Below are 23,270 nucleotides of genomic sequence, written 5' to 3'. Positions count from 1 at the left end.
ATGACTGAGACGCGAATCGAACGACACCACTACGACGTCGTCGTGATCGGGGCCGGCGGCGCCGGCCTGCGGGCGGCGATCGAGGCCCGGCTGGCCGGCAAGAAGACCGCGATCATCTCCAAGTCGCTGTTCGGCAAGGCGCACACGGTGATGGCCGAGGGCGGCGCGGCGGCCGCGATGGGGAACGTGAACAGCCGGGACAACTGGCAGGTGCACTTCCGCGACACCATGCGCGGCGGCAAGTTCCTCAACAACTTCCGGATGGCCGAGCTGCACGCGAAGGAGTCGCCGCAGCGGATCTGGGAGCTGGAGACGTACGGGGCGCTCTTCGACCGCACCAAGGACGGGAAGATCTCGCAGCGCAACTTCGGCGGCCACGAGTACCCGCGCCTGGCGCACGTCGGTGACCGGACCGGCCTGGAGCTGATCCGTACCCTCCAGCAGAAGATCGTCTCCCTCCAGCAGGAGGACAAGCGCGACCTCGGCGACTACGAGGCCCGGATCAAGGTCTTCGCCGAGACCACCATCACCGAGCTGCTGCTCGACGGGGAGCGGGTGGCCGGCGCGTTCGGCTACTACCGGGAGTCCGGCGAGTTCGTCCTCTTCGAGGCCCCCGCGGTGGTCCTCGCGACGGGCGGCGTGGGCCGGTCCTACAAGGTCACCTCGAACTCCTGGGAGTACACCGGGGACGGTCACGCCCTCGCGCTGCGCGCCGGGGCCACCCTGATCAACATGGAGTTCCTCCAGTTCCACCCCACCGGCATGGTCTGGCCCGTGTCGGTGAAGGGCATCCTGGTCACCGAGTCGGTGCGCGGTGACGGCGGCGTGCTGAAGAACTCCGACGGCAAGCGGTTCATGTTCGACTACGTCCCCGACGTCTTCCGCAAGCAGTACGCGGACAACGAGGAGGAGGCGGACCGCTGGTACAAGGACCCGGACAACAACCGGCGTCCGCCGGAGCTGCTCCCCCGCGACGAGGTCGCCCGCGCGATCAACAGCGAGGTCAAGGCCGGTCGCGGTACGCCGGCCGGCGGCGTCTACCTGGACATCGCCTCCCGGCTGCCGGCCGAGGAGATCCGCCGCCGCCTGCCGTCGATGTACCACCAGTTCAAGGAGCTGGCCGACGTCGACATCACCAAGGAGCCGATGGAGGTCGGCCCGACCTGCCACTACGTGATGGGTGGCGTCGAGGTGGAGCCGGACTCCGGCGCCGCGTACGGCACCGTGCGCGGGCTCTTCGCCGCGGGTGAGGTCTCCGGCGGCATGCACGGCTCGAACCGGCTCGGCGGCAACTCGCTGTCCGACCTGCTGGTCTTCGGCAAGCGGGCGGGCGGCCACGCCGCCTCGTACGCCGACAAGTTGACCTCGCGTCCGAAGGTGCCGGTCACGGCGGTGGAGACCGCGGTGGAAACCGCGCTGGCGCCGCTGCAGCGGGACACCGGGGAGAGCCCGTACACCCTCCAGCAGGACCTCCAGGCGGTGATGGGGGATCTGGTCGGAATCATCCGGCGGGAGGGCGAGCTCGTGGACGCATTGAGCCGGCTGGCCGAGCTGCGCGAGCGGGTGGCCAAGGTGAGTGCGGCCGGCGGCCGGCGCTACAACCCGGGCTGGCACCTGGCGCTGGATCTGCGCAACATGCTGGTGGTCTCGGAGTGCACCGCGAAGGCGGCGCTGGAGCGGCAGGAGTCGCGCGGCGGCCACACCCGGGAGGACCACCCGGCGATGGACCCGAAGTGGCGGCAGGTCAACCTGGTCTGCTCGCTGGACGGCGACACCGTCCGGCTGACCCACAAGCCGCTGCCGACGATGCGGGGCGAGCTGATCCGCCTCTTCGACCGTGCCGAGCTGTCCAAGTACCTGACCGACGAGGAGCTCGCCGAGTTCGACGCCCTCGCGCAGAAGGAGAGCTGACGAAATGGGTGAGCAGAAATCCCAGGCGGCCGGCAAGCCGGCCGCGAAGCGACAGTTCCGTATCTGGCGGGGCGACGAGACCGGTGGCGACCTGCAGGACTACACGGTCGAGGTCAACGAGGGCGAGGTGGTCCTCGACGTCATCCACCGGCTCCAGGCCACCGACGCACCGGACCTGGCCTGCCGGTGGAACTGCAAGGCGGGCAAGTGCGGCTCCTGCTCGATGGAGATCAACGGCAAGCCGCGGCTGAGCTGCATGACCCGGATGTCGACGTTCGAGGAGGCCGAGACGGTCACGGTCACGCCGCTGCGGACCTTCCCGGTCATCCGGGACCTGGTCACCGACGTCTCGTTCAACTACGAGAAGGCCCGGGAGACCCCGGCCTTCGCGCCGCCGGCCGACGTCGCGCCGGGCGACTACCGGATGCAGCAGGTGGACGTCGAGCGCTCGCAGGAGTTCCGCAAGTGCATCGAGTGCTTCCTGTGCCAGAACGTCTGCCACGTGATCCGCGACCACGAGGAGAACAAGCAGGCCTTCTCCGGCCCGCGGTTCTTCATCCGGGCCGCCGAGCTGGACATGCACCCGCTGGACGCGAAGACCGACCGCAAGGAGTACGCGCAGGCCGAGCAGGGTCTGGGCTACTGCAACATCACCAAGTGCTGCACCGAGGTCTGCCCCGAGCACATCAAGATCACGGACAACGGGATCATCCCCATGAAGGAGCGGGTCGTCGACCGCAGGTACGATCCCCTCGTGTGGCTTGGTAGCAAGATCTTCCGGAGGGGTCAGGTGCCTCAGACCTTCGTAACCAGCGCCCAGCACGGCGGCGCGGTGCATTCCGCCGCCGCCCACGGCGGCGTGCATTCGCACGCGGGGGGCTCGCATGACCCGCGCCACGAGACGGAGGCGCAGCAGGGCGTGAACTGGCACCGCCAGGTGCCGCACCCGACCACCCCGCCCGTCGACGCCAACGGCAAGCTGCCGCTGACGGAGCTGACCTTCGACCGGGCGGCCGCGCCGTCGCCGTTCGGCGACGACGTCACCTTCCCGCTGCCGCCCGAGCACCTCAACTTCGCTCACCCGAGCCAGGACGAGCCGAAGCACTGAGCACGACGACAACAACGAAGACGGGGGCCGCGGCGACTTGCCGCCGGCCCCCGTCCCGTTTTCGCCCCCGTGTCCGCTTCCGCGTCAGCCGGTGGCGAGCAGCGGGCGGAGGGCGGCGACGATCGGGGCGTCGGCGGGGAGCCAGGTGACGGAGTCCAGTTCGGCGGCGGTGAGCCAGCGCAGCTCCGAGTGCTCCAGCGCCTTCGGCTGGTCGCCGTGGTGCAGGCGGGCCGCGTACACCTTGAGCACCGAGCGACCGTGCGCCATCCGGACGTCGCGGCCGATCCGGTCGCCGATCTCCACGCGTACGGCGAGTTCCTCGGCGCACTCACGGATCAGCGCGGCGGTCTCGGTCTCCCCCGGCTCGACCTTGCCGCCAGGAAACTCCCACTTCCCGGCGACCTCGGGCGGCGCGGAGCGCGCGCAGGCCAGGACCCGCCCGTCGGCGATGATCGCCGCCCCGACGACCACCTTCGGCTCGCGCCGGTCGGCCTGTCCGTTTCCGCTTACCCGTTCGGTCCGCACGGGCGTCCAGCGTGCCAGATCAATCGGCGGTTTGGGTAGCGGAGTCGGCCGTCAGGTCAACAGAACACGGAAGTGTGGGCGTGGACACACCCTCCGTGCGACGACAGACTAGAGGTCGTCTACGAGGACACGGGGCGGCGACGATTTGGCCACAAGCCGGCAACGACGCCTGGGAGGTGCGGTGATGCGCGTGCTGTTCAGCGGCCGCTCCAAGCACGACTACCTCAGCGACGCGCTCACCCTGCTGTCGGGATGGACCCGGGAGGGCGAGCAGATCCGCCGGACCATGGTCCTCGACGACACCCAGCACGCGGCCCTGACCGAAAGGGTCAAGGTGGTCGCGGACGCGCTGCGCCTGCGCCCCGAGATCAGCCGCCGGGCCGACCAGACCCACATCCGGGTCGGGCACGGCGACGGCGAGCCGCTCACCGAGGGCGAGGTCCTGCTGGCCGCCCGCATCGAGGACGCGTTCCGCGCGGTCACCGACTCCTGACCCGCACGGTCTCCGCCCGACGGCAGATCACGGGCCCGATCGAGCGGGCCTGGAAGAAGGCTGAAAAACCTTGTTTCCGGCGAAGTACGTACGGGGTAACTGAACCCCGCGGGAGAGCAGCAACCCCCGCATAAGGGTTTTGTCACCTTAATACGTTTACCTTCTCGGGAGCTGACATGACGACGCCCACCACTGCGAGCACGACCCGCGCGACCGACGACATCGACCACGCGCACGCCGGCCACCTCGACCGCGACGTCCGGCACCTGCACCGGCACGGCGAGGAGACCAAGCCGGCGTGGAAGACCACGGAGCTGGCCGTCTACCTGCTGTCGGTCATCGGCGTGCTGATCGCCTCGAACGCCGTCGGCGACGGCGCCGCCAACAACGGGAGCGACTACTTCGCCGCCGACAAGGCCTGGTGGTACATCACGCTGCTGACCGTCGGTTACCTGATCAGCCGCGGCCTGGCCAAGGCCGGCAGCCGCACCCGGGACGACGACCCGCGCACCAACGGCTGACCATTACGTCGCACCGGAGCCCCGCCGCGAATCCGCCGATGCGCGGCGGGGCTCCGTCGTGTCGGCCGTCCCGGTGGGCCACGGCGAGTTCCTCGTCGTCGCCCGGACGCGAGCGCTGGTCTCCAGCGCGGGCGCTCCGCCGGCTGTTGGCGCGGGCTGCCTACCTTGGAACGCATGGCAAACGTGACGTACGACCGCAAGGAACAGTTCCAGCAGGTCCAGAGTGGGCTCCTGGACGGCGAGCAGATCATCGCCGTCTACGACGCGGTCGGCGCGGGCACCGGATTCATCGGCCTGACCGACCGGCGGGTGATCATCCAGGACCGATCGTTCATCGGCAAGCGGTACGCCATCACCAGCATCCCGTACTCGAAGATCACCAGCGTCAGCGTGGTCAGCAACAAGTCGTGGGGCGGTTCATTCTTTTCCACCGGCGCGATCGCCATCCACGTCGGTACGCACACCTACGAGGTCGAGTTCCGGGGCGCGCAGAAGAGCCACCACGTGCACAACGTGATCCTGCACCACATCTCCTGACCCCTATCCTGATCAGTCATGGCGGATCTCCACGCGCACGAGGCCAAGCGCGCCGAGCTGGATCGGGTGGTCCGCGAGATCATCCGCCGGAACGACGCGGCCTGAATGGACCGGCGTCCCGCGGCCATCTACGACGCGGAGAACCGGTGGGGCCGCGACGACGACTTCTTCCTCGCGGCGGTCGACGAGACCCCGGCGGCCCGGGTGCTCGACCTCGGCTGCGGCACCGGCCGCCTCACCCTGGCGCTGGCCGCCGCCGGCCACACCGTCACCGGCGTCGACCCGCATCGCGCCGCCCTCGACGCCGCGCGGGCCAAGCCGGGCGCCGACCGGGTCACCTGGATCGAGGGCACGGCCGAGGTCCTGCCGGAAGCGGCGTACGACGTCGCGGTGCTGACCAGCCACGTGGCGCAGGAGATCCGCGCCGAGGACGGCTGGAGGCGGACGCTGGCCGACCTGCGCCGGGCGCTCGTGCCCGGCGGCCGGCTGGTCTTCGACTCCCGCGACCCGGCGGCCCGCCGGTGGGAACGCTGGACCCCCCACGACTCGCGACGCCGGGTCGCGCTGCCCGACGGCACGGCGGTCGAGGCCTGGACCGAGCTGACCGAGGTACGCGACGGCCTGGTCAGCTTCGTCCACCACTACCTCCTGCCCGATGGCGACGAGCTGCGCAGCCCGGGCACGTTGCGCTTCAGGACCGAGGCGGAGCTGCGGGCGGATCTGGCCACCGCCCATTTCACCGTCGAGCGGATCCACGGCGGCTGGGGCCGGGAGCCGGTGGGCGCGAGCGACGACGGAGAACTGGTCGTCATCGCCCGCGCCGCCGACTGATCAGGCCAACGTGCTCGCGGACTGGCTGTCCATCGCCGGCCCCACGGTCAGCAGGCCAGCGGCTTGCCGGTCTCCAACAGCGTCTTGAGGTCGCTGAGCACCTCGCTCCAGCCGCCTCCGGCGTTGGGTACCTCCCCGGCAACCAGCGCCGCCACGCCCGGCGCGTCGGTGACGTCATGGACCACGGTCAGCCGGGTGACGCCGGAGGAGATCTCTTCGATCTCGTACGTCAGGCGGGTGGCCGGTTCGGCGGCGGCCTCCGGGCCCCACACCGGGTGCCACGTCTGCACGAGGCGGTGCGGCGGGTCGACCTCGACGACCTCACCCTCGACGGCCACCTCCGGCACGCCGGTCGCCTTCATCTCGGCGCTGGCCAGGCCCTGGTAGCGGCCGCCGGGGCGCAGCTCGTAGTGGGCGGGCGATCGGTAGCCGTACCGCTCGCTCCACTCGGGATTCGTGATCGCCGTCCAGACCGCCTCGGGCGTGGCCTGGATGTAGATCCGGTGCACCTGGACGGTGCGCGTGCTGCTGGTCATCATCGGTCCTCCAACTCGGTCTTCAGGTCGACGAGTGCCGACGCGTGGTGCGCGGTGTACTTGTCGATCCACCGGTCGTGGATCTGGCGGATCGGCACGGGGTTGAGGAAATGCAACTTCTCCCGACCCGACCGGCGGGTGACGACCAGGCTCGCGTCCTCGAGGACGCGGAGATGCTTCATCGCGCCGAAGCGCGTCATCTCCAGCTCGGACTCCAGCTCGGTCAGGGTCCGCCCGTCGCGGGCGAAGAGCAGGTCGAGCAGGAAGCGCCGGGTCGGGTCGGCGAGCGCCTTGAACACGAGGTCGTCATCGGGCACGACCTCAACATAGGTGACCATCTGGTCACATGTCAACGTCGTAGCCGCGCCACGGCAACCCGGGCCGGCCCGGGTTGCGCGACCATGACGGGGATAATCGTCCGAATGTGGGGGCGATTCGCGATCATCAACCGGTGGTGCGCCACTCACCACCGCGCCGTACGCCGGTTACGCCGCGCGTTCCTCGCGGTCATCGTCGCGGCGGTCCTCCTGACCGGCGGCACCGTCGCGAGCGTGGCGTGGATCCGCGGCGGCGCCGAGGGCCACATCTTCACCGAGGCCGGCGTGCCGGACGAACCGGTCGCCCTGGTCCTGGGCACGAAGGTGGAGGCGGACGGCACCCCGTCGCCGTTTCTCACCGCCCGGCTGGAGATCGCGCAGCGCCTGTTCACCGCCGGCAAGGTCCGCGCGATCCTGGTGTCCGGCGACAACATGCACGCCGGCTACAACGAGCCGGAGGCGATGCGGCGCTGGCTGCTCGACCACGGCCTGCCGGCGGAGAAGGTCGTGATGGACTACGCGGGCTTCGACACGTACGACTCGTGCGCACGGGCCAAGCGGATCTTCGGGGTGGACCGCGCGACGGTGGTGACCCAGTCCTTCCACCTGCCCCGCGCGGTCGCATTGTGCCGGCACCTCGGCATCGAGGCCAACGGGGTCGGCGACGACACCGCGCGACGGTACGCCCAGCGGTGGCGGGCCAGCTCCACCCGGGAGTACGGCGCCTGCGTGAAGGCGGCGGTCGACGTCCTCTCCGGGCGCGACCCCGTCCACCTCGGCCGCCGCGAGACCGGCGTCGACGACGCCCTCCGCGACGGCTGACGACCCCACGTCCGGGCCCGCGCGGAAGGCTCTCAGCGGGTCAGCCGGCGGGCGCACGGTCCGTCGTGGTCGGCCCGGAGGAGGCAGCGCCGACCGCCCGGCAGCCGCAGGTCGCAGAAGACCCGATGGCGTACGCCCTGGTCGTCCTCGGCGGAGACGGTGGTCTCCCCCGGATCGGCCGCGGACAGCAGGCTCGCCCAGCGGGCCACCACCCGGGCCAGCCGGACCGCGCCGACCAGGTCGCCGGCGGCCACCGGCAGGTGGATGACGAAGCGCTCCCGCTCGACCATCAGCGGTACCGCCCGGCGTTGACCCACTGCTGGTTCTGCTCGGACTGCCAGCGCCGCAGCGCGTCCTTGATCCGGGCCGTCTCCTGCCGACTGTCACCCAGTGCCCGGTAGGCGGCGGTGAGGTCGGCGGCGACCCGGTCGAGGAACTCCGCCACCTCGGCCGGATCGAGACCGCGCCGGCCGAACCGGGTCGACCGGAACCGTCGCTCGCGCACCTGCCAGGGCGCCAGCGGGACGTACGTCGAGGAGCGGTAGCAGTTCCCCGGCCCCCGCTGCGCCGGCTCGTCTCGGCCCCGCCGGAAGAAGCCACGCATGACCGTCCCACCTTTCTGCGCACTCGGGATGGAAGGGGTGGCCGCACCCGCCCGCCGCGCGCGGGCCGACCACCCCGCCCCACCACCGCAGCTCCACTCAGCGGTACGGCAGCAGGGCTGCTCATCAGGGGTCAGCCAGACGAGCGTTTCCGCCCGAGCACCGACCGTCACTGCGACTATACGGTCAGGGGCTCAGGGGCACAACCACACCTGCGCACGGGGGAATGAGGCTATGTGTCATGGCCATCGATCCGCGGTCGCACACACCGGTCTACGTGCAGCTTGCCGACCTCCTCCGCGAGCAGATCGAGGCAGGAGAGCTGACGCCCGGGTCGGCTTTGCCCAGCGAGGCCCGGCTGACTCAGGAGTACGGGATCGGCCGTGAGGCCGTGCGGATGGCAATCTCACTTCTGCGCTCCGAGGGGCTGGTCAACACCGTGCGAGGACACGGCAGCCACGTCCGGGAGACTCCGCAGCGGCGGCAGGTCGAGTTGCCGCCGGGGGCATCGGTCATCGCGCGGATGCCGAGCGGCGGCGAACGCCGGTCGATGCAGCTCGACGAGGGTGTGCCGGTCCTGGAGATCCGCGACCCCAAGGGCACCATCGAGGTCCTGCCGGGCGACGAGGTCGAGCTGACCCGCCCCGCATGAACCCGCACGAGGGCGGTCGATTCGCCGAGAATGATGTGCCTGGTCCAGTCCGACGATCCCGACATCCGCTTCGATGCAATAGGAGTCACGGGCGGTCTTGTTGACGTCCGCGCACCTGGTGGGCAACCTCTTCGTCGTGCCGGACGCGAGGGCTCGGCCGAATCCGGAGGGACGGTGTGGCGACGATGGCGGACACGACCGGGAAGGCCAAGGACGCCTCTATCTCCGTCCTGCCCGCCAACAAGGCGAGCTGGGAGGACCTGCAGGCCGTCTTCGGCACGCGCGGCAACGCGGCCGAGTGCCAGTGCCAGTGGTTCCAGTCCACGCCCGCCGAGTGGCGGTCGCAGTCCGTCGAGGAACGCACCCGGCGGCTACGCGAGGAGACCCGGTGCGGCCAACCCCGGGCCCGTACTACGAGCGGCCTGGTCGCCTACCTCGACGGGGAGCCCGCCGGCTGGTGCGCGGTCCAGCCGCGCGCCGTCTACGTGCACCTGCTGGGCAGCCGCGTCGTGTGGTCGGGCCGCGGCGAGGACCCGGCAGACGCCGGCGTCTGGGCCGTGACCTGCTTCGTCACCCGGGTGGGCTTCCGGCGCCGGGGCGTCAGCGGCGCGCTCGCCGCCGCGGCCGTCGACTTCGCCCGGGAGCGCGGTGCCCGAGCCGTCGAGGGCTACCCCATGATCATGCAGCCGGGCAAGGTGGTCACCTGGGGCGAGCTCTACGTCGGCAGCCGCAACATCTTCGCCGACGCCGGATTCACCGAGGTGACCCGGCCGACCCCGCGGCGCGTGGTGATGCGGATCAACTTCCAGGGCGCGCGCGACACGACGAAACTCGCGGAGTGATCCCGCCGCCACCACGTCGGTCGCCGGTCGATGCCTCCCACCAGCGGGCCGCCGGTGGCATGATCCGGGGGTGGCGTCGGAATCCAGGCAGCTGTCCGAGCGGATCGACCGGCCGGCCACCGAGGTGTACGAGTACGCGTCGAACCCGGCGAATCTACCTCGGTGGGCGCCGGGTCTCGGGTCCTCGGTGGAGAACGTGGACGGACAGTGGTACGTCGAGACGACGACGGGACGGGTCGGCTTCGCCTTCGTCCCGCGTAACGAGTTTGGCGTCCTCGACCACGACGTGACGCTGCCCTCCGGGGAGACCGTCTACAACCCGATGCGCGTGATCCGGGACGGGAGCGCCTGCGAGGTGGTGTTCACGCTGCGCCGGCTGCCCGGCATGAGCGACGAGGACTTCGCCCGCGACGCTCAGCTGGTGGCGGCCGACCTCACCCGGCTCAAGCACGTCCTCGAGTCGACGGGGCGCGAGGCGTAGCAGGCGCCTGCCCAGACGAGGCTCTCAGGAGTCGTCGCCATAACTGTAGGCGGCCCCAAACGGCTGATCGCGGGGCGTCAGCGCAGTGCAAGCTCGCCCGCGTGGACGGCACGCATGGCGCGCTCGACAGTCTCCTGGTTTTCGCCGACCGGAGCCACGTAGCCGATGACGTCGCGCGCGGCGTTCTCCCCGAGCATTCGGGTGATCACCCACGTGGCGAGATACTGGGACGCCAGGCAACCGCCCGCCGTAGCGATGTTCCCCTCGGCGTAGAACGGCGCGTCCAGCACGGTGACGTCGCAGGCTTCGACAAAGGGCCGGCTCTTCATGTCCGTGCAAGCTGGCATGCCATCCAGCAACCCGAGCCGGGCGAGCACCAGCGCGCCGGAGCACTGCGAACCGATCAGCTGTCGCGAAGGGTCGAGCGGCAACATAGAGAGCAGCCGGTCGTCGGCGGCCACGTCGCGTGCTTTCACTCCGCTACCGATCAGCACGACGCTGGCCTCGGTCACGAACTCCATCGGGCGCTGCCCGGTCACCTCGACGCCGTTCATCGACGTGACCACCGGCGTCGGCGTCGTAATGAAGGCCTCCAAGCCGTCCTTACGGCACCGGTTGATCAGCGCGGAAGCGATGAAGCTGTCGAGCTCGTTGAACCCGTCGAAGGTGACCACGGCTACCTGCATCACAACTCCTTCAAGTACGGCATCAGATGTCCAGTCTCCCTGCGCGCCGTTCCAGGTCGAGAGCCAATCAGCGGCTGGCGGCATGCCTACTGACGCTCTGCGTTTCGAGCTCCGAGCCTGAGTGCCGTACTTACCGTCCCGCCGACCTGCTGCCTGCTCGCCACCACGCTGCCAGCTCACCCTGATCGACCCGAGCACCTTGACCACGGGCGGCGGATTCAGACGTTGAAGCGGAACTCCACGACGTCGCCGTCCTGCATGACGTACTCCTTGCCCTCGATCCGGACCTTGCCGGCGGCCTTGGCCGCCGCCATCGAACCGGCCGCGACCAGGTCGTGGTAGGAGACCACCTCGGCCTTGATGAAGCCGCGCTGGAAGTCGGAGTGGATGACGCCCGCGGCCTCCGGCGCGGTCGCGCCGACCGGGACGGTCCAGGCCCGCGCCTCCTTGGGACCCGCGGTCAGGTACGTCTGGAGCCCGAGCGTGCGGAAGCCGACCCGGACGAGCTGGTTCAGGCCGGGCTCGTGCTGGCCGATCGACTCCAGCAGCTCGCGGGCCTCCTCCTCGGGCAGGTCCACCAGCTCGGACTCGATCTTGGCGTCCATGAAGACCGCCTCCGCCGGGGCGACCAGCGCCCGCAGCTCGTCGAGGAACTCGGCGTTGCCCAGCTCGGCCTCGTCCACGTTGAAGACGTAGAGGAACGGCTTGGTGGTGAGCAGATGCAGCTCGCGCAGGTGTTCCAGCTCGATCTTGGCGGCGGCCGCGCCGGCGTACAGGGTGGTGCCGCCGTCGAGGACCTCGACGGCCTTCTTCGCGGCCTCGACCGCGGCGGCCCGGTCCTTGCGGAGCTTGGCTTCCTTCTCCAGCCGCGGCAGCGCCTTCTCCAGGGTCTGGAGGTCGGCGAGGATCAGCTCGGTGTTGATCGTCTCGATGTCGTCGGCCGGGGAGACCTTGCCATCGACGTGCACCACGTTCGGGTCGGAGAAGGCGCGCACCACCTGGCAGATCGCCGAGGCGTCGCGGATGTTCGCCAGGAACGCGTTGCCCCGGCCCTGCCCCTTCGAGGCGCCCCGGACCAGGCCGGCGATGTCGACGAACGACACCGGCGCCGGCAGCACCTTCTGCGAGGCGAAGATCTCCGCGAGCGTGCCCAGCCGCTCGTCGGGCAGCCCGACCACGCCGACGTTCGGCTCGATGGTGGCGAACGGGTAGTTCGCCGCGAGCACGTCGTTCTTGGTCAACGCGTTGAACAGGGTGCTCTTGCCGACGTTGGGCAGGCCGACGATCCCGATGGTGAGGCTCACGGGCCGCCAGTCTACGCGGCCCCCGACCTGGCCCTGCCGGCCGGCGTCCGGAGAGGTGCGCCGACCGCCCGTCCCCGGCCCACCACGCGCTGTCAACGACGGTCACCGGCAGGTGGCACCGCGTTGCTACCCTCTTCGGTGCCGTAGGCCCGCGGGGAGGCGGATCCGCACCCGGCTGCCCGACGCGGTCCCCTACCGGCGTGACTCGGTGGACGTCCGGGGCAACCTGCTGGAGATCAACCCCAACGAGGGAGCCGACCCGCGGCTGGCCGCGACCGACGAGGACGACTACCTCTACTTCCGGTGGCGGGTCGAGCTGACCCCGATGGACCGGACGGTGGACGAGGACCACCAGATCGCGCTGGCCCGGGAGCTGCTCCGGGCGATCGAGGGTCCGCAGGTCCGGGCGACCGTCTGCGCGGCCTTCGAGGACCGGGTCTAGGCGAGCAGCCGGGGCTCGATCCGGGTCTCCCGGACGCTGCCGTCCTCGGCCCGGCTCACCTCGTACGCCGCGACGCCCTCGCAGTCGGCGACCGCCTCGACCAGGCGGGTGCCCCGGTAGACCAGCCCCACCCCGTCGTCGGTGCAGTGGCTCACCGGCAGCGTGCCGTCGCCGACCAGCTTGTGCATCAGCGGCCGGCGCTGCTCCTCGCCGTCGTAGTGCACCCCGTTGCCGTACGGCAGCCAGCCCAGCCCGTCGGTGAAGGACCGCAGGGTCGGGCCGAAGCTGTCGGTGGCGCCGCCGAGGTGCCAGCAGATCGACCCGGCGGAGACCCCGCCCAGCACCACGCCGGCCTGCCAGCACTCGTGCAGGATCTCGTCGAGGCCGTGCACCCGCCAGACCGCGCAGAGGTTGGCCACGCTGCCGCCGCCCACCCAGATGACGTCCTGGGCGAGCAGGTGGGCTCGCACGTCCTCGACGTTGGGCATCGGGAAGAGGGCCAGGTGGGACGGACGGAACCGGGTCCCGGCGAAGGCGCCGTAGAACAGGGTGAACGAGGTCGGCTGGTCACCGACCGCCTGGTTGAGGTAGCAGATCCGGGGCGCGTCACCGGCCTGCGCCAGCTCGGCCATCAGGTCGAAGACCGGGCCGGGCTGCGCGTCGTACGGGCCGCGCCACCGGCTGGAGAAGCCCATGCTGGTGGCGACGATGGTCGGTTCGCTGGCGGGCACGGTCGTCCTCCCGGTCGGTGGCTGGCGGTCACGATCATCCTCCGACACGAGCGTCGGCGGGCGCAGCCCCGCCCTCCGTTCCCCGCCGCCCTGCGACCGCTCAGGCCTCCGCCTCGGCGGCGGCGAGCAGCGTACGCAGCAGGTCGGCCAGGCGCGCCTGCTCCTCGGGCGGCAGCGCGTCGAGGATCCGCCGCTGCACGGCCAGCCCGGCCTCGACCGACTCCTCGACCACCCGCCGGCCGGATTCGGTGAGGGTGACCCGCAGCCCGCGCCGGTCGGCCGGCTCGGGCGTACGCCGGACCAGGCCGGCCCGCTCCAGCCGGTCCAGCCGGCCGGTCATCCCGCCGGAGGTGAGCATCAGGCCGGCGGCGAGCGCCTTCGGTGCGAGCGTGTACGGCTCGCCGGAACGGCGCAGGGCGGCGAGCACGTCGAACTCACCGCGGCCGATACCCCAGTCGGCGTACACCTTCTCCTGGCGGTCGCCGACCAGCCGGGCCAGCCGGTAGATCCGGCCGAAGACGGCCATCGGCTCGGGCCGCATCCCGGCCCGTTCCCGACGCCACTGCTCGACGATCACGTCGACCTCGTCCGCTGCTGCCACTCCGGGATTGTGCCGCATCTCGCCCTTCCCCTTTCACTCGACACTGGTTAGCTTAGCTCTGAGATACTTAACGACAAGGTAAGGACGCGCCATGAACCGACGCTGGACCGACGCCGCGCTGACCGCCGCCGCACCGACAGCCTGGGGCACCACCTACCTGGTCACCACCGAGCTGCTCCCCGCCGACCGGCCGCTCTGGTGCGGCGCGCTCCGGGCGCTGCCGGCCGGGCTGCTGCTGCTCGCGCTCACCCGCCGTCGACCGCGCGGCGTCTGGTGGTGGCGCTCGGCCCTGCTCGGCGCGCTCAACATCGGCGCCTTCTTCCCGCTGCTCTTCCTCGCCGCGTACCGGCTGCCCGGCGGGACCGCCGCCGTGCTCGGCGCCGCCCAACCGCTGCTGGTCGCCGCGCTCGGCGTGGTCGCCCTCGGCACCCGGCCCGGCCGGCCGGCGCTGCTCGCCGCGCTGGCCGCGCCGCTGGGCGTGACCCTGGTGGTACTGCGACCGGGGGCGGCGCTGGACCCGCTCGGCATCACGGCCGGCCTCGCCGCCACCGCCGCCATGGCCGCCGGGCTGGTGCTCACCCGGCGCTGGGGCCGGCCCGCCGGGGTCGGCACCCTCGCGGCCACGAGCTGGCAGCTCGTCGCGGGCGGCCTGATGATCGTGCCGCTGGCCGCCGCCGTTGAGGGCGCGCCAGCCGCACCGGACCGGCCCGCCCTGCTCGGGTACGCCTGGCTCGGGCTGGTCGGCACCGCCGGGGCGTACGCGCTCTGGTTCCGGGGGGTCGCGCTGCTGCCGGTGACCCGGGTGTCGGTGCTGGGCGCGCTCAGCCCGCTGACCGCCGCCGCACTCGGTTGGCTGGTGCTCGACCAGGCGCTCGGCCCGGTGCAGCTCGCCGGCTTCGCCGTGGCGGTCGCGGCGATGGTGGTCGGCCAATTGCCCGGTCAGCCGGCGAGCAGGCGCCGCCAGCCGGGGGGCCGGCCATCGCGGTCCACCCACTCGGGCAGCGCGCCGGGCGACAACTCCGCCGCCGCGGCACGCGGCAGCACGAACCGGTGCGCGGCGGCCGGGCCGGCCGCGTACGACTCGTCGAGCATCCAGCGCACCTCGTCGACGGTCCAGCCCAGTCCGGCCCGGCCGGCGATCTCCCGAACCAGCCGCAGACCCACCCGGGTGTCGTCGTCGTAGAAGCGCACACACCAGTGGTGCGCCCACATGCCCAGCGCGCGCAGCCCGGCCACATCCAGCGAACCGGCGAGCCGGCCACAGGCGGTCTCCGGAAAGGCCCGCCCCGGGTCGTCGGCCCGGTCCCGCTCGATCGCGCCGTAGGCTGCCGGCGCCACCACCCGCATCCGGTCGTAGAAGCCCTGCACCACCGCGCGGTCCAGCCGGACCCGTCCGGACCGCATCAGCGGGCACCTCGCCCGGCCACGCTCGCCATCCCCCGCACCTTTTCTTGAGTTGGTGGCGGGACGGTACCGCCCGCTACCGACACTTTCGGACCGGAAATCGTTGCCGCGCCAGGGATAGCTGGCCTGAGCTGGGGCGTCTGTAACTGCGACAGTGAGAACGGGGAGGGTGGGTGGACGAGGACGAACGGGCCCGGCTGGCCGACTTCGTGGCGAGCCGCACTCCGGCGCTGATGCGGGTCGCGTACCTGCTCACCGGGGACCGGCACGCCGATCTTCCGGGCGGAGGCCGCCCTGCGCCGGGCCCCGCCGGCCGCCCGCACGGCCAGGTCCGAATCCCGCCAGCCATCGCCCCGACCAGCGAGGCAGTATCGGTGGCGTGGAGTTGGACTTCGAGCGGTGCTACCGAGCCGTGGACAGCCGTGACCAGCGGTTCGACGGCTGGTTCTACACCGGCGTGACCTCGACCGGGATCTACTGCCGGCCGTCCTGCCCGGCGACGACGCCGAAGCGGCAGAACGTCCGGTTCTTCCCGTCCGCCGCCGCCGCGCAGGGCGCCGGGCTGCGGGCCTGCCGCCGCTGCCGCCCCGACGCCGCCCCCGGCTCCCCGCAGTGGGACGTCCGGGCCGACGTGGTCGGGCGGGCGATGCGGCTGATCGCCGACGGGGTGGTCGACCGGGACGGCGTACCGGGGTTGGCGGCCCGGCTCGGCTACACCGAGCGCCACCTGCACCGGATGCTCCGCGCCGAACTGGGCGCCGGACCGCTCGCACTGGCCCGCGCCCAGCGCGCGCAGACCGCCCGGATCCTCATCGAGACCACCGGCCTGGGCATGGCCGAGATCGCGTTCGCCGCCGGGTTCGGCAGCGTCCGGCAGTTCAACGACACGGTCCTGGAGGTGTACGCGGCCGCCCCGTCCGAGCTGCGGGTCAGCCGGGGCGGCCGGCCCGCGACCGGCGGGGCGGGCACGATCACGCTGCGGCTGGCGTACCGGCCGCCGATGCACGCGGCGGCGCTGCTGGACTTCCTCGCGGTGCGGGCGTTGCCCGGCGTGGAGGAGGTGCGCGACGGGACGTACCGCCGGGGGTTGCGGCTGCCGCACGGGGCCGGCGAGGTCGCGCTGACCCCCGCCGACGGGCACGTGTCCGCCACCCTGCGCCTGGCCGACATGCGCGACCTGGCCCCCGCGGTCGCCCGCTGCCGCCGCCTGCTCGACCTCGACGCCGACCCCACCGCCATCGACGAGACCCTCGCCCAGGACCCCGCCCTCGCAAAGGCCGTCGCCGCCGAACCGGGAGTCCGCCTCCCCCGCGCCGTCGACGGCTTCGAGATGGCGCTCCGCGCCATCACCACCCAACAGGTCTCCCTCCAGTCCGCCCGAACCACCCTCACCCACCTCCTCACCGCCGCCACCCCCACCCCCGATCCCGTTGATCATGAGGTTGGCGGAGAGTTCGATCTCCAGATCACCCGTCAACTTCATGATCAACAGCGGCAGGGCGGGGCGGGGGAGCTGCGGGGGTTTGTTACCGCCGAAGAGGTGGCGAGGCTGCCGGACGGGGCGTTTCGGATGCCGGGGGCGCGGCGGGAGACGGTCCGGGCGCTCGCGCGGGCCGTCGCCGAGGGAGAGATCGAGCTGGAGCCGGGTGGGGATCGGGAGAAGACCGTACGGCGGCTGACGGCGCTGCCCGGGATCGGGCCGTGGACCGCCGGCTACGTGGCGATGCGGGCCCTCGGCGACCCGGACGTCTTCCTCCCCACCGACCTCGCCGTACGCCGCGGCGCGGCCGCGCTCGGCCTGCCCACCGACCCGAAGACCCTCGACGCGTACGCCGACCCCTGGCGCCCCTGGCGGTCGTACGCGGTGATCCGACTCTGGAGAGCAGCATGACCATCCTGGACAGCAGCGTCATCGACACCCCCGCCGGCCCGCTGAGCATCCTGACCGGCCCCGACGGGGCGGTCCGCGCGGCCGGTTTCACCGCCGACCCGGCCGGCCTGCTCCCGCTGACCCACCCGAGCCTGCGCGGCGAGCTGCGGCACCGGCCGGACCTGGGCCCGGTCACCGCGGCCGTCCGCTCCTACCTGGACGGCGACCTGACCGCGATCGACGCGGTGCCGGTGGAGCAGCACAGCGGGGGCGCGTTCCTGACCCACGCCTGGCAGGTGCTCCGCGAGGTGAAGCCGGGCGAGCCGGTGACGTACACCGGTTTCGCCGGGCTGGCCGGCCGCCCCGCGGCGGTCCGCGCCGCCGCGGCGGCCTGCGCCCGCAACGCCGCCGCGCTCTTCGTCCCCTGTCACCGGGTGCTGTGCACCGACGGGACCCTGGGCGGCTACCGGTGGGGGCTGACTGTGAAGAAGTGGCTGCTCGATCACGAGCAGCAGGAGCGCTCAGTGACGGGAAGCTGACAGAAGCGTGACTCACATTTGACGCTAACGTCGGGTAGTGCCTGCGGAGAGCCACAATGGACGAGCTGCCCGTGACGACACCCGCCCGCACCCGCTGCACAACCTCTGGCGACTACGGCACTACCTGCGGCCGTACGCGGTGGAGTTTGCCTGGCTGCTCGTCGCGGCCCTCGCCGCCACCGCGGCCAGCCTGGCCGTACCGCTGGTGGTGCAGCGGGTGGTGGACGGGCCGGTCGCCCGGCACGACGCGGCCGGGCTGTTCCGGCTCTGCCTCCTCGCCCTCCTCCTCGGCCTGGCCGAGGCCGTGCTGATCTTCATCCGGCGGTGGACCCAGTCCGCCTCCTCGGTCGGCATCGAGGCGGCCATCCGCGCCGACATCTACGCCCACCTGCAACGCCTCCCGGCTGGCTTCCACGACCGGTGGCAGTCCGGCCAGCTGCTCTCCCGGATCACCAGCGACCTGTCGGTGATCCGCCGGTTCCTCTCCTTCGGCCTGCTCTTCCTGGTCCTCAACCTGGTCACCTACCTGGCCGTGGTGGTGCTGCTGGTCCGCCTGCACCCGGCGCTGGGGCTGCTGGTGGCGGCCAGCGCCGTGCCGCTGTTCCTGATCAGCCGCCGGTTCGCCCGGCACTACCATGCCGCCTCCCGCCGGATGCAGGACCAGCAGGGCGACGTGGCCACGCTGGTCGAGGAGACCGCGCAGGGGTTGCGCACCATGCGGGCGTACGGCCGAGGTCCCGAACTGGCCGCCCGGTTCGCCGGCGGCGCCCGAGCGCTGCACGACACCGGCGTCGGCAAGGCCCGGCTGCTGGCCCGCACCTCGGCGTTGTTCGACCTGGTCCCCAACCTGACCCTCGGAGTGGTGCTGGTGGCCGGCACGGCCGCCGCCGCCCGCGGGGCGCTCAGCATCGGCGAGTTGGTCGCCTTCGTCAGCCTCCAGCTGATGCTGATCTGGCCGGTGCAGTCGCTCGGCTGGATCATCGCCAACGGCCAGGAGGCGGCGACCGCGGCCGACCGGATCCAGGAGGTGCTGGACACCCCGCCGACCATCGTGGACGCCCCGCACGCGCGGACGTTGGACCGCGCGCAGGTGCGCGGCCGGCTGCGCTTCGAGCGGGTCTCGTTCCGCTACCCGGGCTGCGCGGCACCGGTGCTGCGCGAGGTGGACCTGACCGTCGAGCCGGGCGAGACGCTCGCCCTGGTCGGGGCCACCGGCTGCGGCAAGAGCACGCTGCTCTCCCTGGTCCCCCGGCTGCACGAGGTGACCGGCGGGCGGATCACCCTGGACGGGCGGGACCTGCGGGACCTGCGGCTCGCCTCGCTGCGCCGGCTGGTCGGGGTCGCCTTCGAGGAGCCGACGCTCTTCTCCATGTCGGTCTGGGAGAACCTGACCCTCGGCCGGCCGGACGCCGGCAAGGAGGAGGTCCGGGCGGCGCTCGCCCTCGCCCAGGCCGAGTTCGCGTACGACCTGCCGTGGGGGCTGGCCACCCGGATCGGCGAGCAGGGGCTCTCCCTCTCCGGCGGCCAGCGGCAGCGGCTGGCGCTGGCCCGCGCGGTGCTCGGCCGGCCGGCGCTGCTCGTGCTGGACGACCCGCTCTCCGCCCTCGACGTGCACACCGAGGCGCTGGTCGAGTCCGCGCTGCGGCGGGTGCTGCGGGACACCACCGCGCTGCTGGTGGTGCACCGCCCGTCGACCGTGGCGCTCGCCGACCGGGTGGCCCTGCTCGACGACGGCCGGATCGTCGCCGTCGGCACCCACTCCGAGCTGCTGGCCACCGTGCCGGCGTACCGGGCGGTGCTGTCGGCCGGGCCGGTGGAGCGGCACGACGACGCCGGCCTGGTGCGCTCGTGACGGAGGCGCCGGACGGGTCACCCCCGGTCCCCCGACCGAGAAGCGCCCCGGACGACGAACTCGACCTGGCCCGGTGGCGCGGGCGGGCCACCGACCCGGACGCCGACCGCAGCCGGGCCGAGGACGCGGCGCCGGAGGCCGTCGCCCGGCTCCGGGCCCGCAGCCGGGCCCTGCTCGGCCAGCTCCTCCGCCCGCACCGCCGGCGGCTCGGGTTGGCCGTGGCGCTGCTGCTGGCCCAGAACGCTGCCGCGATGTCCGGCCCGTACCTGGTCATGCTCGGCATCGACCGGGCCATCGCGCCGCTGCGCGCCGGCGACCCCGGACCGCTGGTCGCCGTCGCCGCCGCGTTCGCCGCCGCGAGCATCACCGAGTACGCGGCCCGGCGCGGCTTCCTCACCCTCGCCGCCCGGATCGGCCAGGCCGTCCTGCTCGACCTCCGCCAGCGGGTCTACGGCCACTTCCTCCGCCTGGACGTCGGCTTCCACGAGCGGTACACCTCCGGGCGGATGGTGTCCCGGCTGACCAGCGACCTCGACTCGATCGCCGAGCTGGTCGACGGCGGGATCGACAACCTGGTGGTCGCGGCGCTGTCGGTGCTGTCCGTCGCCGGCATCCTGCTCTGGCTGGACCTGCCGCTGGCCGCGGCGACCCTGCTCGCCTTCCCGTTCCTGTTCTGGCTGTCCCGCTGGTTCGCCCGGGCGTCCGCCGGGGCGTACCGGCGGACCCGGGAAGCCGTCGCGCTGGTCATCGTGCACTTCGTCGAGTCGCTGCGGGGCATCCGCGCGGTGCAGGCGTACCGGCGGGAGCCGCGCAACCAGCGGATCTTCGCCGCGGTGAACCACGACTACCGGCAGGCCAGCCTGCGCGCCTTCCGGCTGATCGCGGTCTACTCGCCAGGGATCAAGGTGATCGGCAACCTCACCGTGGCGCTGGTGCTGGGCTACGGCGGCTGGCGGGTGCTGGCCGGGCGGACCGAGGTGGGCGTGCTCGCCGCGTTCCTGCTCTACCTGCGCCGGTTCTTCGAGCCGATGCAGGAACTGAGCCAGTTCTACAACTCGCTCCAGTCGGCCACCGCCGCGCTGGAGAAGCTCGCCGGGGTGCTCGACGAGCGACCCGCGGTGGCCGAGCCGGACCGGCCGGTGCCGCTGCCGACCGGGCCGGGCCGGGGCGCGGTGGTCTTCCGGTCGGTCTCCTTCGGCTACCGGCCGGACGCGCCGATCCTGTCCGAGCTGGAGCTGACCGTGCCGGCCGGGCAGACCGTCGCGCTGGTCGGCCCGACCGGCGCCGGCAAGTCGACCATCGCCAAGCTGCTGGCCCGGTTCCACGACCCGGCCGGCGGCGCCGTCACCCTGGACGGGGTGGACCTGCGGGACCTGGCCGACGCCGAGTTGCGCCGGGCGGTGGTGCTGGTCACCCAGGAGAACCACCTGTTCAGCGGCTCGGTGGCGGAGAACATCCGGTTCGGCCGGCCGGGCGCGGACGACGCGGCGGTGGAGGCCGCCGCCCGGGCCATCGGCGCGCACGACTTCATCGCCGCGCTCCCCGACGGGTACGCCACCGAGGTGCACCGGCGCGGCGGCCGGCTCTCCGCCGGGCAGCGCCAGCTCGTCGCGTTCGCCCGGGCGTTCCTGGCCGACCCGCGGGTGCTGATCCTGGACGAGGCGACCTCGTCGCTGGACGTGCCGACCGAGCGGCTGGTGCAGGGGGCGCTCGGCAGCATCCTGCGGGATCGGACCGCCCTGGTGATCGCGCATCGGCTCTCCACCGTGGAGATAGCCGACCGGGTGCTGGTGCTCGACGGCGGCCGGATCGTCGAGGACGGCGCCCCGGCCGAGCTGGCCGCCGCCGGTGGCCGGTACGCCGCCCTGCACCGGCAGTGGCGGGACAGCCTGATCTGATCGCCGCTGACTAGACTGACGGCTCGTCGATCGGCCGCATCATGCCGGACGGACAGCACGGTCCGCGCGTGACCGTCGATCCTGCCGATCAGGCACTGCCGAACACACGGGAGGGTACGGCGTGCGCGCACCATCACGCATGATCATTGCTGGGCTGGCGGTCGCCGGGACGCTCGCGGGCGGTCTCGTCACGCTGGCCGCGCGGGCGGAGGACGACCGCGGACCGGCGACCACGCCGGCCGCCGTGGCGGGTGACGCCACGGGGACGGACAGCCCCGCCCGAGCCCGCACCGGCCTCGGCGGGCGGTCGGCACCCGCCGACGGCGCGGCGCCGGCCCAGCCGGACCCGGCCGGCGCGAAGGCCGGCGGCGGGAGCATCGGGAACCTGGCCGACCTCGCCCCGGCCTCGGTCGCCTACCTGACCGGCCGCTACCGGATCTCGCCGACCGAGGCGGCCCGCCGGCTGGCCCTGCAGGAGCTTTCCGCGCCGCTCGCCACCCGCCTGGCCGGCCAGTTCCCGGCCCAGTACGGGGGCATGTGGCTGGACCAGACCGCCGGCGGCGTCCTGACCATCGGGGCGACCGACGCCGCGCCGCTGCGGACCGCCGTGGCGGGCGTGCCCGACGCCGCCCACGTCCGGGTGGCGCCCGTGCGCAACTCGCTGGCCCGGCTCACCGCCGCCGCGACCCGGCTCGCCGGCACGCTCGGCGGGGTCGCCGGCACCGATGTCGTCGTCGATCAGCGGGCCAACGAGGTCGTGGTGCTCACCGGCGACCGGATCGACGGGCAGGACGCCCGGCTGGCCGACGCGCTCTCCGCCGCCGGCGTACCGGCCCGCGCCCAGGCCCGGGTCGCCGGGGCCAGCATCGAGAAGGCGTGCGACCCCCGCTACTGCGCCCAGGCCCCGATGCGCGGCGGGATCCGCCTGGACGTGCCCCGGGACGACGGCACGGTCGGCGGCTGCACCACCGGCTTCAACGTGGTGGGCAAGGGCGGGGTCTCCTACGTGCTGACCGCCGGGCACTGCGTCGTGGGTGGGCGGCACCAGCACGTGGACCGCACCTGGCACCAGTACCTCGGGCCGAAGGTCCGGGTCGGCGTCGAGTCGACCGCACCGGTGCTCGCCGAGAACGCCTACCCGACCGATTACGCGATCATGCCGTACCAGACCGGCGTGATCGACCGTTGGGCGTACCCGCTGCGGAAGACCGGCCCGGTGCCCAGCCTGGTCAACTACTGGTGCGTGAAGGACAACCCGCGCTGCACCAGCAGCCGGGACATCGCGATCACCGGCTACGTGCCGGTCGCCGACATCCAGGTCGGTTGGGTGGTCTGCGCGACCGGCTCCGCCTACACCCCCGCGCCGGGCGAGGTCTACGTCGACTCCGGGGCCGGGGCGGGGTACGTTCCGGGCACGCGGTGCGGGGAGATCACCGGCAAGACGAGCGGCGGCATCGACGTGCGGATCTGCGCGCGTCCCGGGGACAGCGGCGGACCGCTGTTCACCGAGGCCGGCGGCAAGGCGCTGGGCATCCTCTCCAACGGTGACCCGGGCACCGGCCCGTGCACCAACCCGGATGAACACAACTCGTACGCGCCCGTGTCGACCATCCTGGACCGCGCCAACGCGGTCACCGGTGGGACGCGCGGGCTGCAACTGGCCACCCGTGGCCCGCTGCTCGTCCGGACCCGGCCCTGAGCGGGTGCCGATGGTGGGCCCCGGCGCGGCCCACCATCGGCACGCGGGCAATGGCGTCGCCCGACC

General features: G+C 72.6%; 26 protein-coding genes and 1 pseudogene. 17 read left to right on the top strand and 10 right to left on the bottom strand.

The genetic code is table 11. From position 1 onward, the window contains the following. Both GA0070613_RS13680 and GA0070613_RS13675 read left to right on the top strand, forming a co-directional pair. Positions 1–1,911: a fumarate reductase/succinate dehydrogenase flavoprotein subunit gene (locus GA0070613_RS13680; RefSeq protein WP_089012652.1), complete on the top strand. Its 1,911-nt coding sequence runs from the start codon at positions 1–3 to the stop codon at positions 1,909–1,911. 4 nt (positions 1,912–1,915) lie between these two features. Continuing rightward, positions 1,916–3,019, top strand: a complete 1,104-nt coding sequence (locus GA0070613_RS13675; protein ID WP_089012651.1) for a succinate dehydrogenase/fumarate reductase iron-sulfur subunit — start codon at positions 1,916–1,918, stop codon at positions 3,017–3,019. A gap of 84 nt (positions 3,020–3,103) precedes the next feature. Here the strand turns inward: GA0070613_RS13675 and GA0070613_RS13670 are convergent, their stop codons facing one another. Continuing rightward, on the bottom strand, positions 3,104–3,544 hold the full coding sequence (locus GA0070613_RS13670; protein WP_089012650.1) for a (deoxy)nucleoside triphosphate pyrophosphohydrolase: 441 nt from the start codon (positions 3,542–3,544) through the stop codon (positions 3,104–3,106). Between the two features lie 184 nt (positions 3,545–3,728). On the opposite strand from GA0070613_RS13670, the gene GA0070613_RS13665 reads away from it, so the two are divergent. The 4 genes from GA0070613_RS13665 to GA0070613_RS13650 all read left to right on the top strand — a co-directional run bounded on the left by GA0070613_RS13665 (position 3,729) and on the right by GA0070613_RS13650 (position 5,926). Beyond that, entirely contained in the window at positions 3,729–4,037 is a 309-nt protein-coding gene (locus tag GA0070613_RS13665; protein WP_089012649.1) for a 4a-hydroxytetrahydrobiopterin dehydratase, read from the top strand. A 176-nt stretch (positions 4,038–4,213) separates the two neighbouring features. After that, complete coding sequence (locus tag GA0070613_RS13660; RefSeq protein WP_172875812.1) at positions 4,214–4,558, top strand: hypothetical protein; 345 nt, start codon at positions 4,214–4,216, stop codon at positions 4,556–4,558. A 174-nt stretch (positions 4,559–4,732) separates the two neighbouring features. Further along, positions 4,733–5,095 (top strand): PH domain-containing protein, encoded by a 363-nt coding sequence (locus tag GA0070613_RS13655; RefSeq protein ID WP_089012648.1) that lies wholly within the window; start codon positions 4,733–4,735, stop codon positions 5,093–5,095. Between the two features lie 105 nt (positions 5,096–5,200). Continuing rightward, positions 5,201–5,926 carry a class I SAM-dependent methyltransferase gene (locus GA0070613_RS13650; protein WP_089012647.1) on the top strand — a complete coding sequence of 242 codons (726 nt, stop codon included), beginning with the start codon at positions 5,201–5,203 and terminating at the stop codon, positions 5,924–5,926. Between the two features lie 47 nt (positions 5,927–5,973). On the opposite strand, the gene GA0070613_RS13645 is transcribed toward GA0070613_RS13650, so the two are convergent. Together GA0070613_RS13645 and GA0070613_RS13640 are read right to left on the bottom strand one after the other, a co-directional pair. Then, on the bottom strand, positions 5,974–6,462 hold the full coding sequence (locus GA0070613_RS13645; RefSeq protein ID WP_089012646.1) for an SRPBCC domain-containing protein: 489 nt from the start codon (positions 6,460–6,462) through the stop codon (positions 5,974–5,976). Beyond that, the gene (locus GA0070613_RS13640; RefSeq protein ID WP_089015926.1) at positions 6,462–6,779 is read right to left on the bottom strand and encodes an ArsR/SmtB family transcription factor; all 318 of its coding nucleotides are present in this window, start codon (positions 6,777–6,779) and stop codon (positions 6,462–6,464) included. Before GA0070613_RS13640 ends, GA0070613_RS13645 begins: the two co-directional genes overlap by 1 nt. 105 nt (positions 6,780–6,884) lie before the next feature. Between GA0070613_RS13640 and GA0070613_RS13635 the strand changes: the two genes are divergently transcribed. Next, positions 6,885–7,601, top strand: coding sequence for a SanA/YdcF family protein (locus tag GA0070613_RS13635; protein ID WP_089012645.1), 717 nt, complete (start codon positions 6,885–6,887; stop codon positions 7,599–7,601). Between the two features lie 32 nt (positions 7,602–7,633). On the opposite strand, the gene GA0070613_RS13630 is transcribed toward GA0070613_RS13635, so the two are convergent. Further along, a complete protein-coding gene (locus GA0070613_RS13630) occupies positions 7,634–7,891 on the bottom strand; it encodes a hypothetical protein (RefSeq protein WP_089012644.1) in 258 nt (85 codons plus the stop codon). Then, on the bottom strand, positions 7,891–8,205 hold the full coding sequence (locus GA0070613_RS13625; protein WP_089012643.1) for a DivIVA domain-containing protein: 315 nt from the start codon (positions 8,203–8,205) through the stop codon (positions 7,891–7,893). The genes GA0070613_RS13630 and GA0070613_RS13625 overlap by 1 nt, the downstream gene beginning before the upstream one ends. Before the next feature lie 239 nt (positions 8,206–8,444). Here GA0070613_RS13625 and GA0070613_RS13620 point away from each other — a divergent pair, with 239 nt between their 5' ends. From GA0070613_RS13620 to GA0070613_RS13610, 3 genes are all read left to right on the top strand, one after another. Continuing rightward, the gene (locus GA0070613_RS13620) at positions 8,445–8,855 is read left to right on the top strand and encodes a GntR family transcriptional regulator (RefSeq protein ID WP_197699074.1); all 411 of its coding nucleotides are present in this window, start codon (positions 8,445–8,447) and stop codon (positions 8,853–8,855) included. Positions 8,856–9,040: 185 nt separating this feature from the next. Beyond that, positions 9,041–9,697, top strand: coding sequence for a GNAT family N-acetyltransferase (locus tag GA0070613_RS13615; protein ID WP_089015925.1), 657 nt, complete (start codon positions 9,041–9,043; stop codon positions 9,695–9,697). 70 nt (positions 9,698–9,767) lie between these two features. After that, positions 9,768–10,178, top strand: a complete 411-nt coding sequence (locus tag GA0070613_RS13610; RefSeq protein ID WP_089012641.1) for an SRPBCC family protein — start codon at positions 9,768–9,770, stop codon at positions 10,176–10,178. Positions 10,179–10,255: 77 nt separating this feature from the next. Here the strand turns inward: GA0070613_RS13610 and GA0070613_RS13605 are convergent, their stop codons facing one another. Together GA0070613_RS13605 and ychF are read right to left on the bottom strand one after the other, a co-directional pair. Further along, positions 10,256–10,864: a DJ-1/PfpI family protein gene (locus tag GA0070613_RS13605; protein WP_089012640.1), complete on the bottom strand. Its 609-nt coding sequence runs from the start codon at positions 10,862–10,864 to the stop codon at positions 10,256–10,258. A 218-nt stretch (positions 10,865–11,082) separates the two neighbouring features. Beyond that, positions 11,083–12,168: a redox-regulated ATPase YchF gene (gene ychF / locus GA0070613_RS13600; protein WP_089012639.1), complete on the bottom strand. Its 1,086-nt coding sequence runs from the start codon at positions 12,166–12,168 to the stop codon at positions 11,083–11,085. Positions 12,169–12,376: 208 nt separating this feature from the next. Here ychF and GA0070613_RS13595 point away from each other — a divergent pair, with 208 nt between their 5' ends. Further along, a complete protein-coding gene (locus tag GA0070613_RS13595; protein ID WP_089012638.1) occupies positions 12,377–12,610 on the top strand; it encodes a hypothetical protein in 234 nt (77 codons plus the stop codon). On the opposite strand, the gene GA0070613_RS13590 is transcribed toward GA0070613_RS13595, so the two are convergent. Both GA0070613_RS13590 and GA0070613_RS13585 read right to left on the bottom strand, forming a co-directional pair. After that, positions 12,607–13,341 carry a Type 1 glutamine amidotransferase-like domain-containing protein gene (locus GA0070613_RS13590; RefSeq protein WP_089012637.1) on the bottom strand — a complete coding sequence of 245 codons (735 nt, stop codon included), beginning with the start codon at positions 13,339–13,341 and terminating at the stop codon, positions 12,607–12,609. The genes GA0070613_RS13595 and GA0070613_RS13590 overlap by 4 nt on opposite strands. 100 nt (positions 13,342–13,441) lie before the next feature. Continuing rightward, positions 13,442–13,942, bottom strand: a complete 501-nt coding sequence (locus tag GA0070613_RS13585; RefSeq protein ID WP_231929771.1) for a MarR family winged helix-turn-helix transcriptional regulator — start codon at positions 13,940–13,942, stop codon at positions 13,442–13,444. Between the two features lie 91 nt (positions 13,943–14,033). On the opposite strand from GA0070613_RS13585, the pseudogene GA0070613_RS13580 reads away from it, so the two are divergent. Next, positions 14,034–14,804 (top strand): annotated as a pseudogene (locus GA0070613_RS13580) (EamA family transporter); the annotation flags it as partial. Between the two features lie 77 nt (positions 14,805–14,881). On the opposite strand, the gene GA0070613_RS33410 reads toward GA0070613_RS13580, so the two are convergent. After that, complete coding sequence (locus GA0070613_RS33410) at positions 14,882–15,346, bottom strand: hypothetical protein (protein ID WP_231929770.1); 465 nt, start codon at positions 15,344–15,346, stop codon at positions 14,882–14,884. Positions 15,347–15,725: 379 nt separating this feature from the next. On the opposite strand from GA0070613_RS33410, the gene GA0070613_RS13570 reads away from it, so the two are divergent. The 5 genes from GA0070613_RS13570 to GA0070613_RS13550 all read left to right on the top strand — a co-directional run bounded on the left by GA0070613_RS13570 (position 15,726) and on the right by GA0070613_RS13550 (position 23,204). Next, positions 15,726–17,237 (top strand): DNA-3-methyladenine glycosylase 2 family protein, encoded by a 1,512-nt coding sequence (locus GA0070613_RS13570; RefSeq protein WP_089012634.1) that lies wholly within the window; start codon positions 15,726–15,728, stop codon positions 17,235–17,237. Further along, on the top strand, positions 17,234–17,755 hold the full coding sequence (locus GA0070613_RS13565; RefSeq protein WP_089012633.1) for a methylated-DNA--[protein]-cysteine S-methyltransferase: 522 nt from the start codon (positions 17,234–17,236) through the stop codon (positions 17,753–17,755). Before GA0070613_RS13570 ends, GA0070613_RS13565 begins: the two co-directional genes overlap by 4 nt. A gap of 37 nt (positions 17,756–17,792) precedes the next feature. Continuing rightward, positions 17,793–19,607: an ABC transporter ATP-binding protein gene (locus tag GA0070613_RS13560; protein ID WP_089012632.1), complete on the top strand. Its 1,815-nt coding sequence runs from the start codon at positions 17,793–17,795 to the stop codon at positions 19,605–19,607. Next, positions 19,604–21,505 carry an ABC transporter ATP-binding protein gene (locus tag GA0070613_RS13555; RefSeq protein ID WP_089012631.1) on the top strand — a complete coding sequence of 634 codons (1,902 nt, stop codon included), beginning with the start codon at positions 19,604–19,606 and terminating at the stop codon, positions 21,503–21,505. The genes GA0070613_RS13560 and GA0070613_RS13555 overlap by 4 nt, the downstream gene beginning before the upstream one ends. Before the next feature lie 139 nt (positions 21,506–21,644). After that, positions 21,645–23,204, top strand: coding sequence for a trypsin-like serine protease (locus tag GA0070613_RS13550; RefSeq protein ID WP_089012630.1), 1,560 nt, complete (start codon positions 21,645–21,647; stop codon positions 23,202–23,204). The last annotated feature ends 66 nt before the right edge of the window (positions 23,205–23,270 follow it).

The sequence above is a fragment of the Micromonospora inositola genome (assembly GCF_900090285.1).
Classification (GTDB): domain Bacteria; phylum Actinomycetota; class Actinomycetes; order Mycobacteriales; family Micromonosporaceae; genus Micromonospora; species Micromonospora inositola.
Note: the sequence above shows the minus strand (reverse complement) of the source record. Positions and strands in the feature narration are given on the sequence as shown.

Excerpts from the sequence above, each read along its gene's own strand:
- GA0070613_RS13680 (WP_089012652.1), top strand. The coding sequence starts at position 1 with ATGACTGAGACGCGAATCGAACGACACCACTACGACGTCGTCGTGATC.
- GA0070613_RS13675 (WP_089012651.1), top strand. The coding sequence starts at position 1,916 with ATGGGTGAGCAGAAATCCCAGGCGGCCGGCAAGCCGGCCGCGAAGCGA.
- GA0070613_RS13665 (WP_089012649.1), top strand. The coding sequence starts at position 3,729 with ATGCGCGTGCTGTTCAGCGGCCGCTCCAAGCACGACTACCTCAGCGAC.
- GA0070613_RS13660 (WP_172875812.1), top strand. The coding sequence starts at position 4,214 with ATGACGACGCCCACCACTGCGAGCACGACCCGCGCGACCGACGACATC.
- GA0070613_RS13655 (WP_089012648.1), top strand. The coding sequence starts at position 4,733 with ATGGCAAACGTGACGTACGACCGCAAGGAACAGTTCCAGCAGGTCCAG.
- GA0070613_RS13650 (WP_089012647.1), top strand. The coding sequence starts at position 5,201 with ATGGACCGGCGTCCCGCGGCCATCTACGACGCGGAGAACCGGTGGGGC.
- GA0070613_RS13645 (WP_089012646.1), bottom strand. The coding sequence starts at position 6,462 with ATGACCAGCAGCACGCGCACCGTCCAGGTGCACCGGATCTACATCCAG.
- GA0070613_RS13635 (WP_089012645.1), top strand. The coding sequence starts at position 6,885 with ATGTGGGGGCGATTCGCGATCATCAACCGGTGGTGCGCCACTCACCAC.
- GA0070613_RS13630 (WP_089012644.1), bottom strand. The coding sequence starts at position 7,891 with ATGGTCGAGCGGGAGCGCTTCGTCATCCACCTGCCGGTGGCCGCCGGC.
- GA0070613_RS13625 (WP_089012643.1), bottom strand. The coding sequence starts at position 8,205 with ATGCGTGGCTTCTTCCGGCGGGGCCGAGACGAGCCGGCGCAGCGGGGG.
- GA0070613_RS13620 (WP_197699074.1), top strand. The coding sequence starts at position 8,445 with ATGGCCATCGATCCGCGGTCGCACACACCGGTCTACGTGCAGCTTGCC.
- GA0070613_RS13615 (WP_089015925.1), top strand. The coding sequence starts at position 9,041 with ATGGCGGACACGACCGGGAAGGCCAAGGACGCCTCTATCTCCGTCCTG.
- GA0070613_RS13605 (WP_089012640.1), bottom strand. The coding sequence starts at position 10,864 with ATGCAGGTAGCCGTGGTCACCTTCGACGGGTTCAACGAGCTCGACAGC.
- GA0070613_RS33410 (WP_231929770.1), bottom strand. The coding sequence starts at position 15,346 with ATGCGGTCCGGACGGGTCCGGCTGGACCGCGCGGTGGTGCAGGGCTTC.
- GA0070613_RS13565 (WP_089012633.1), top strand. The coding sequence starts at position 17,234 with ATGACCATCCTGGACAGCAGCGTCATCGACACCCCCGCCGGCCCGCTG.
- GA0070613_RS13550 (WP_089012630.1), top strand. The coding sequence starts at position 21,645 with ATGATCATTGCTGGGCTGGCGGTCGCCGGGACGCTCGCGGGCGGTCTC.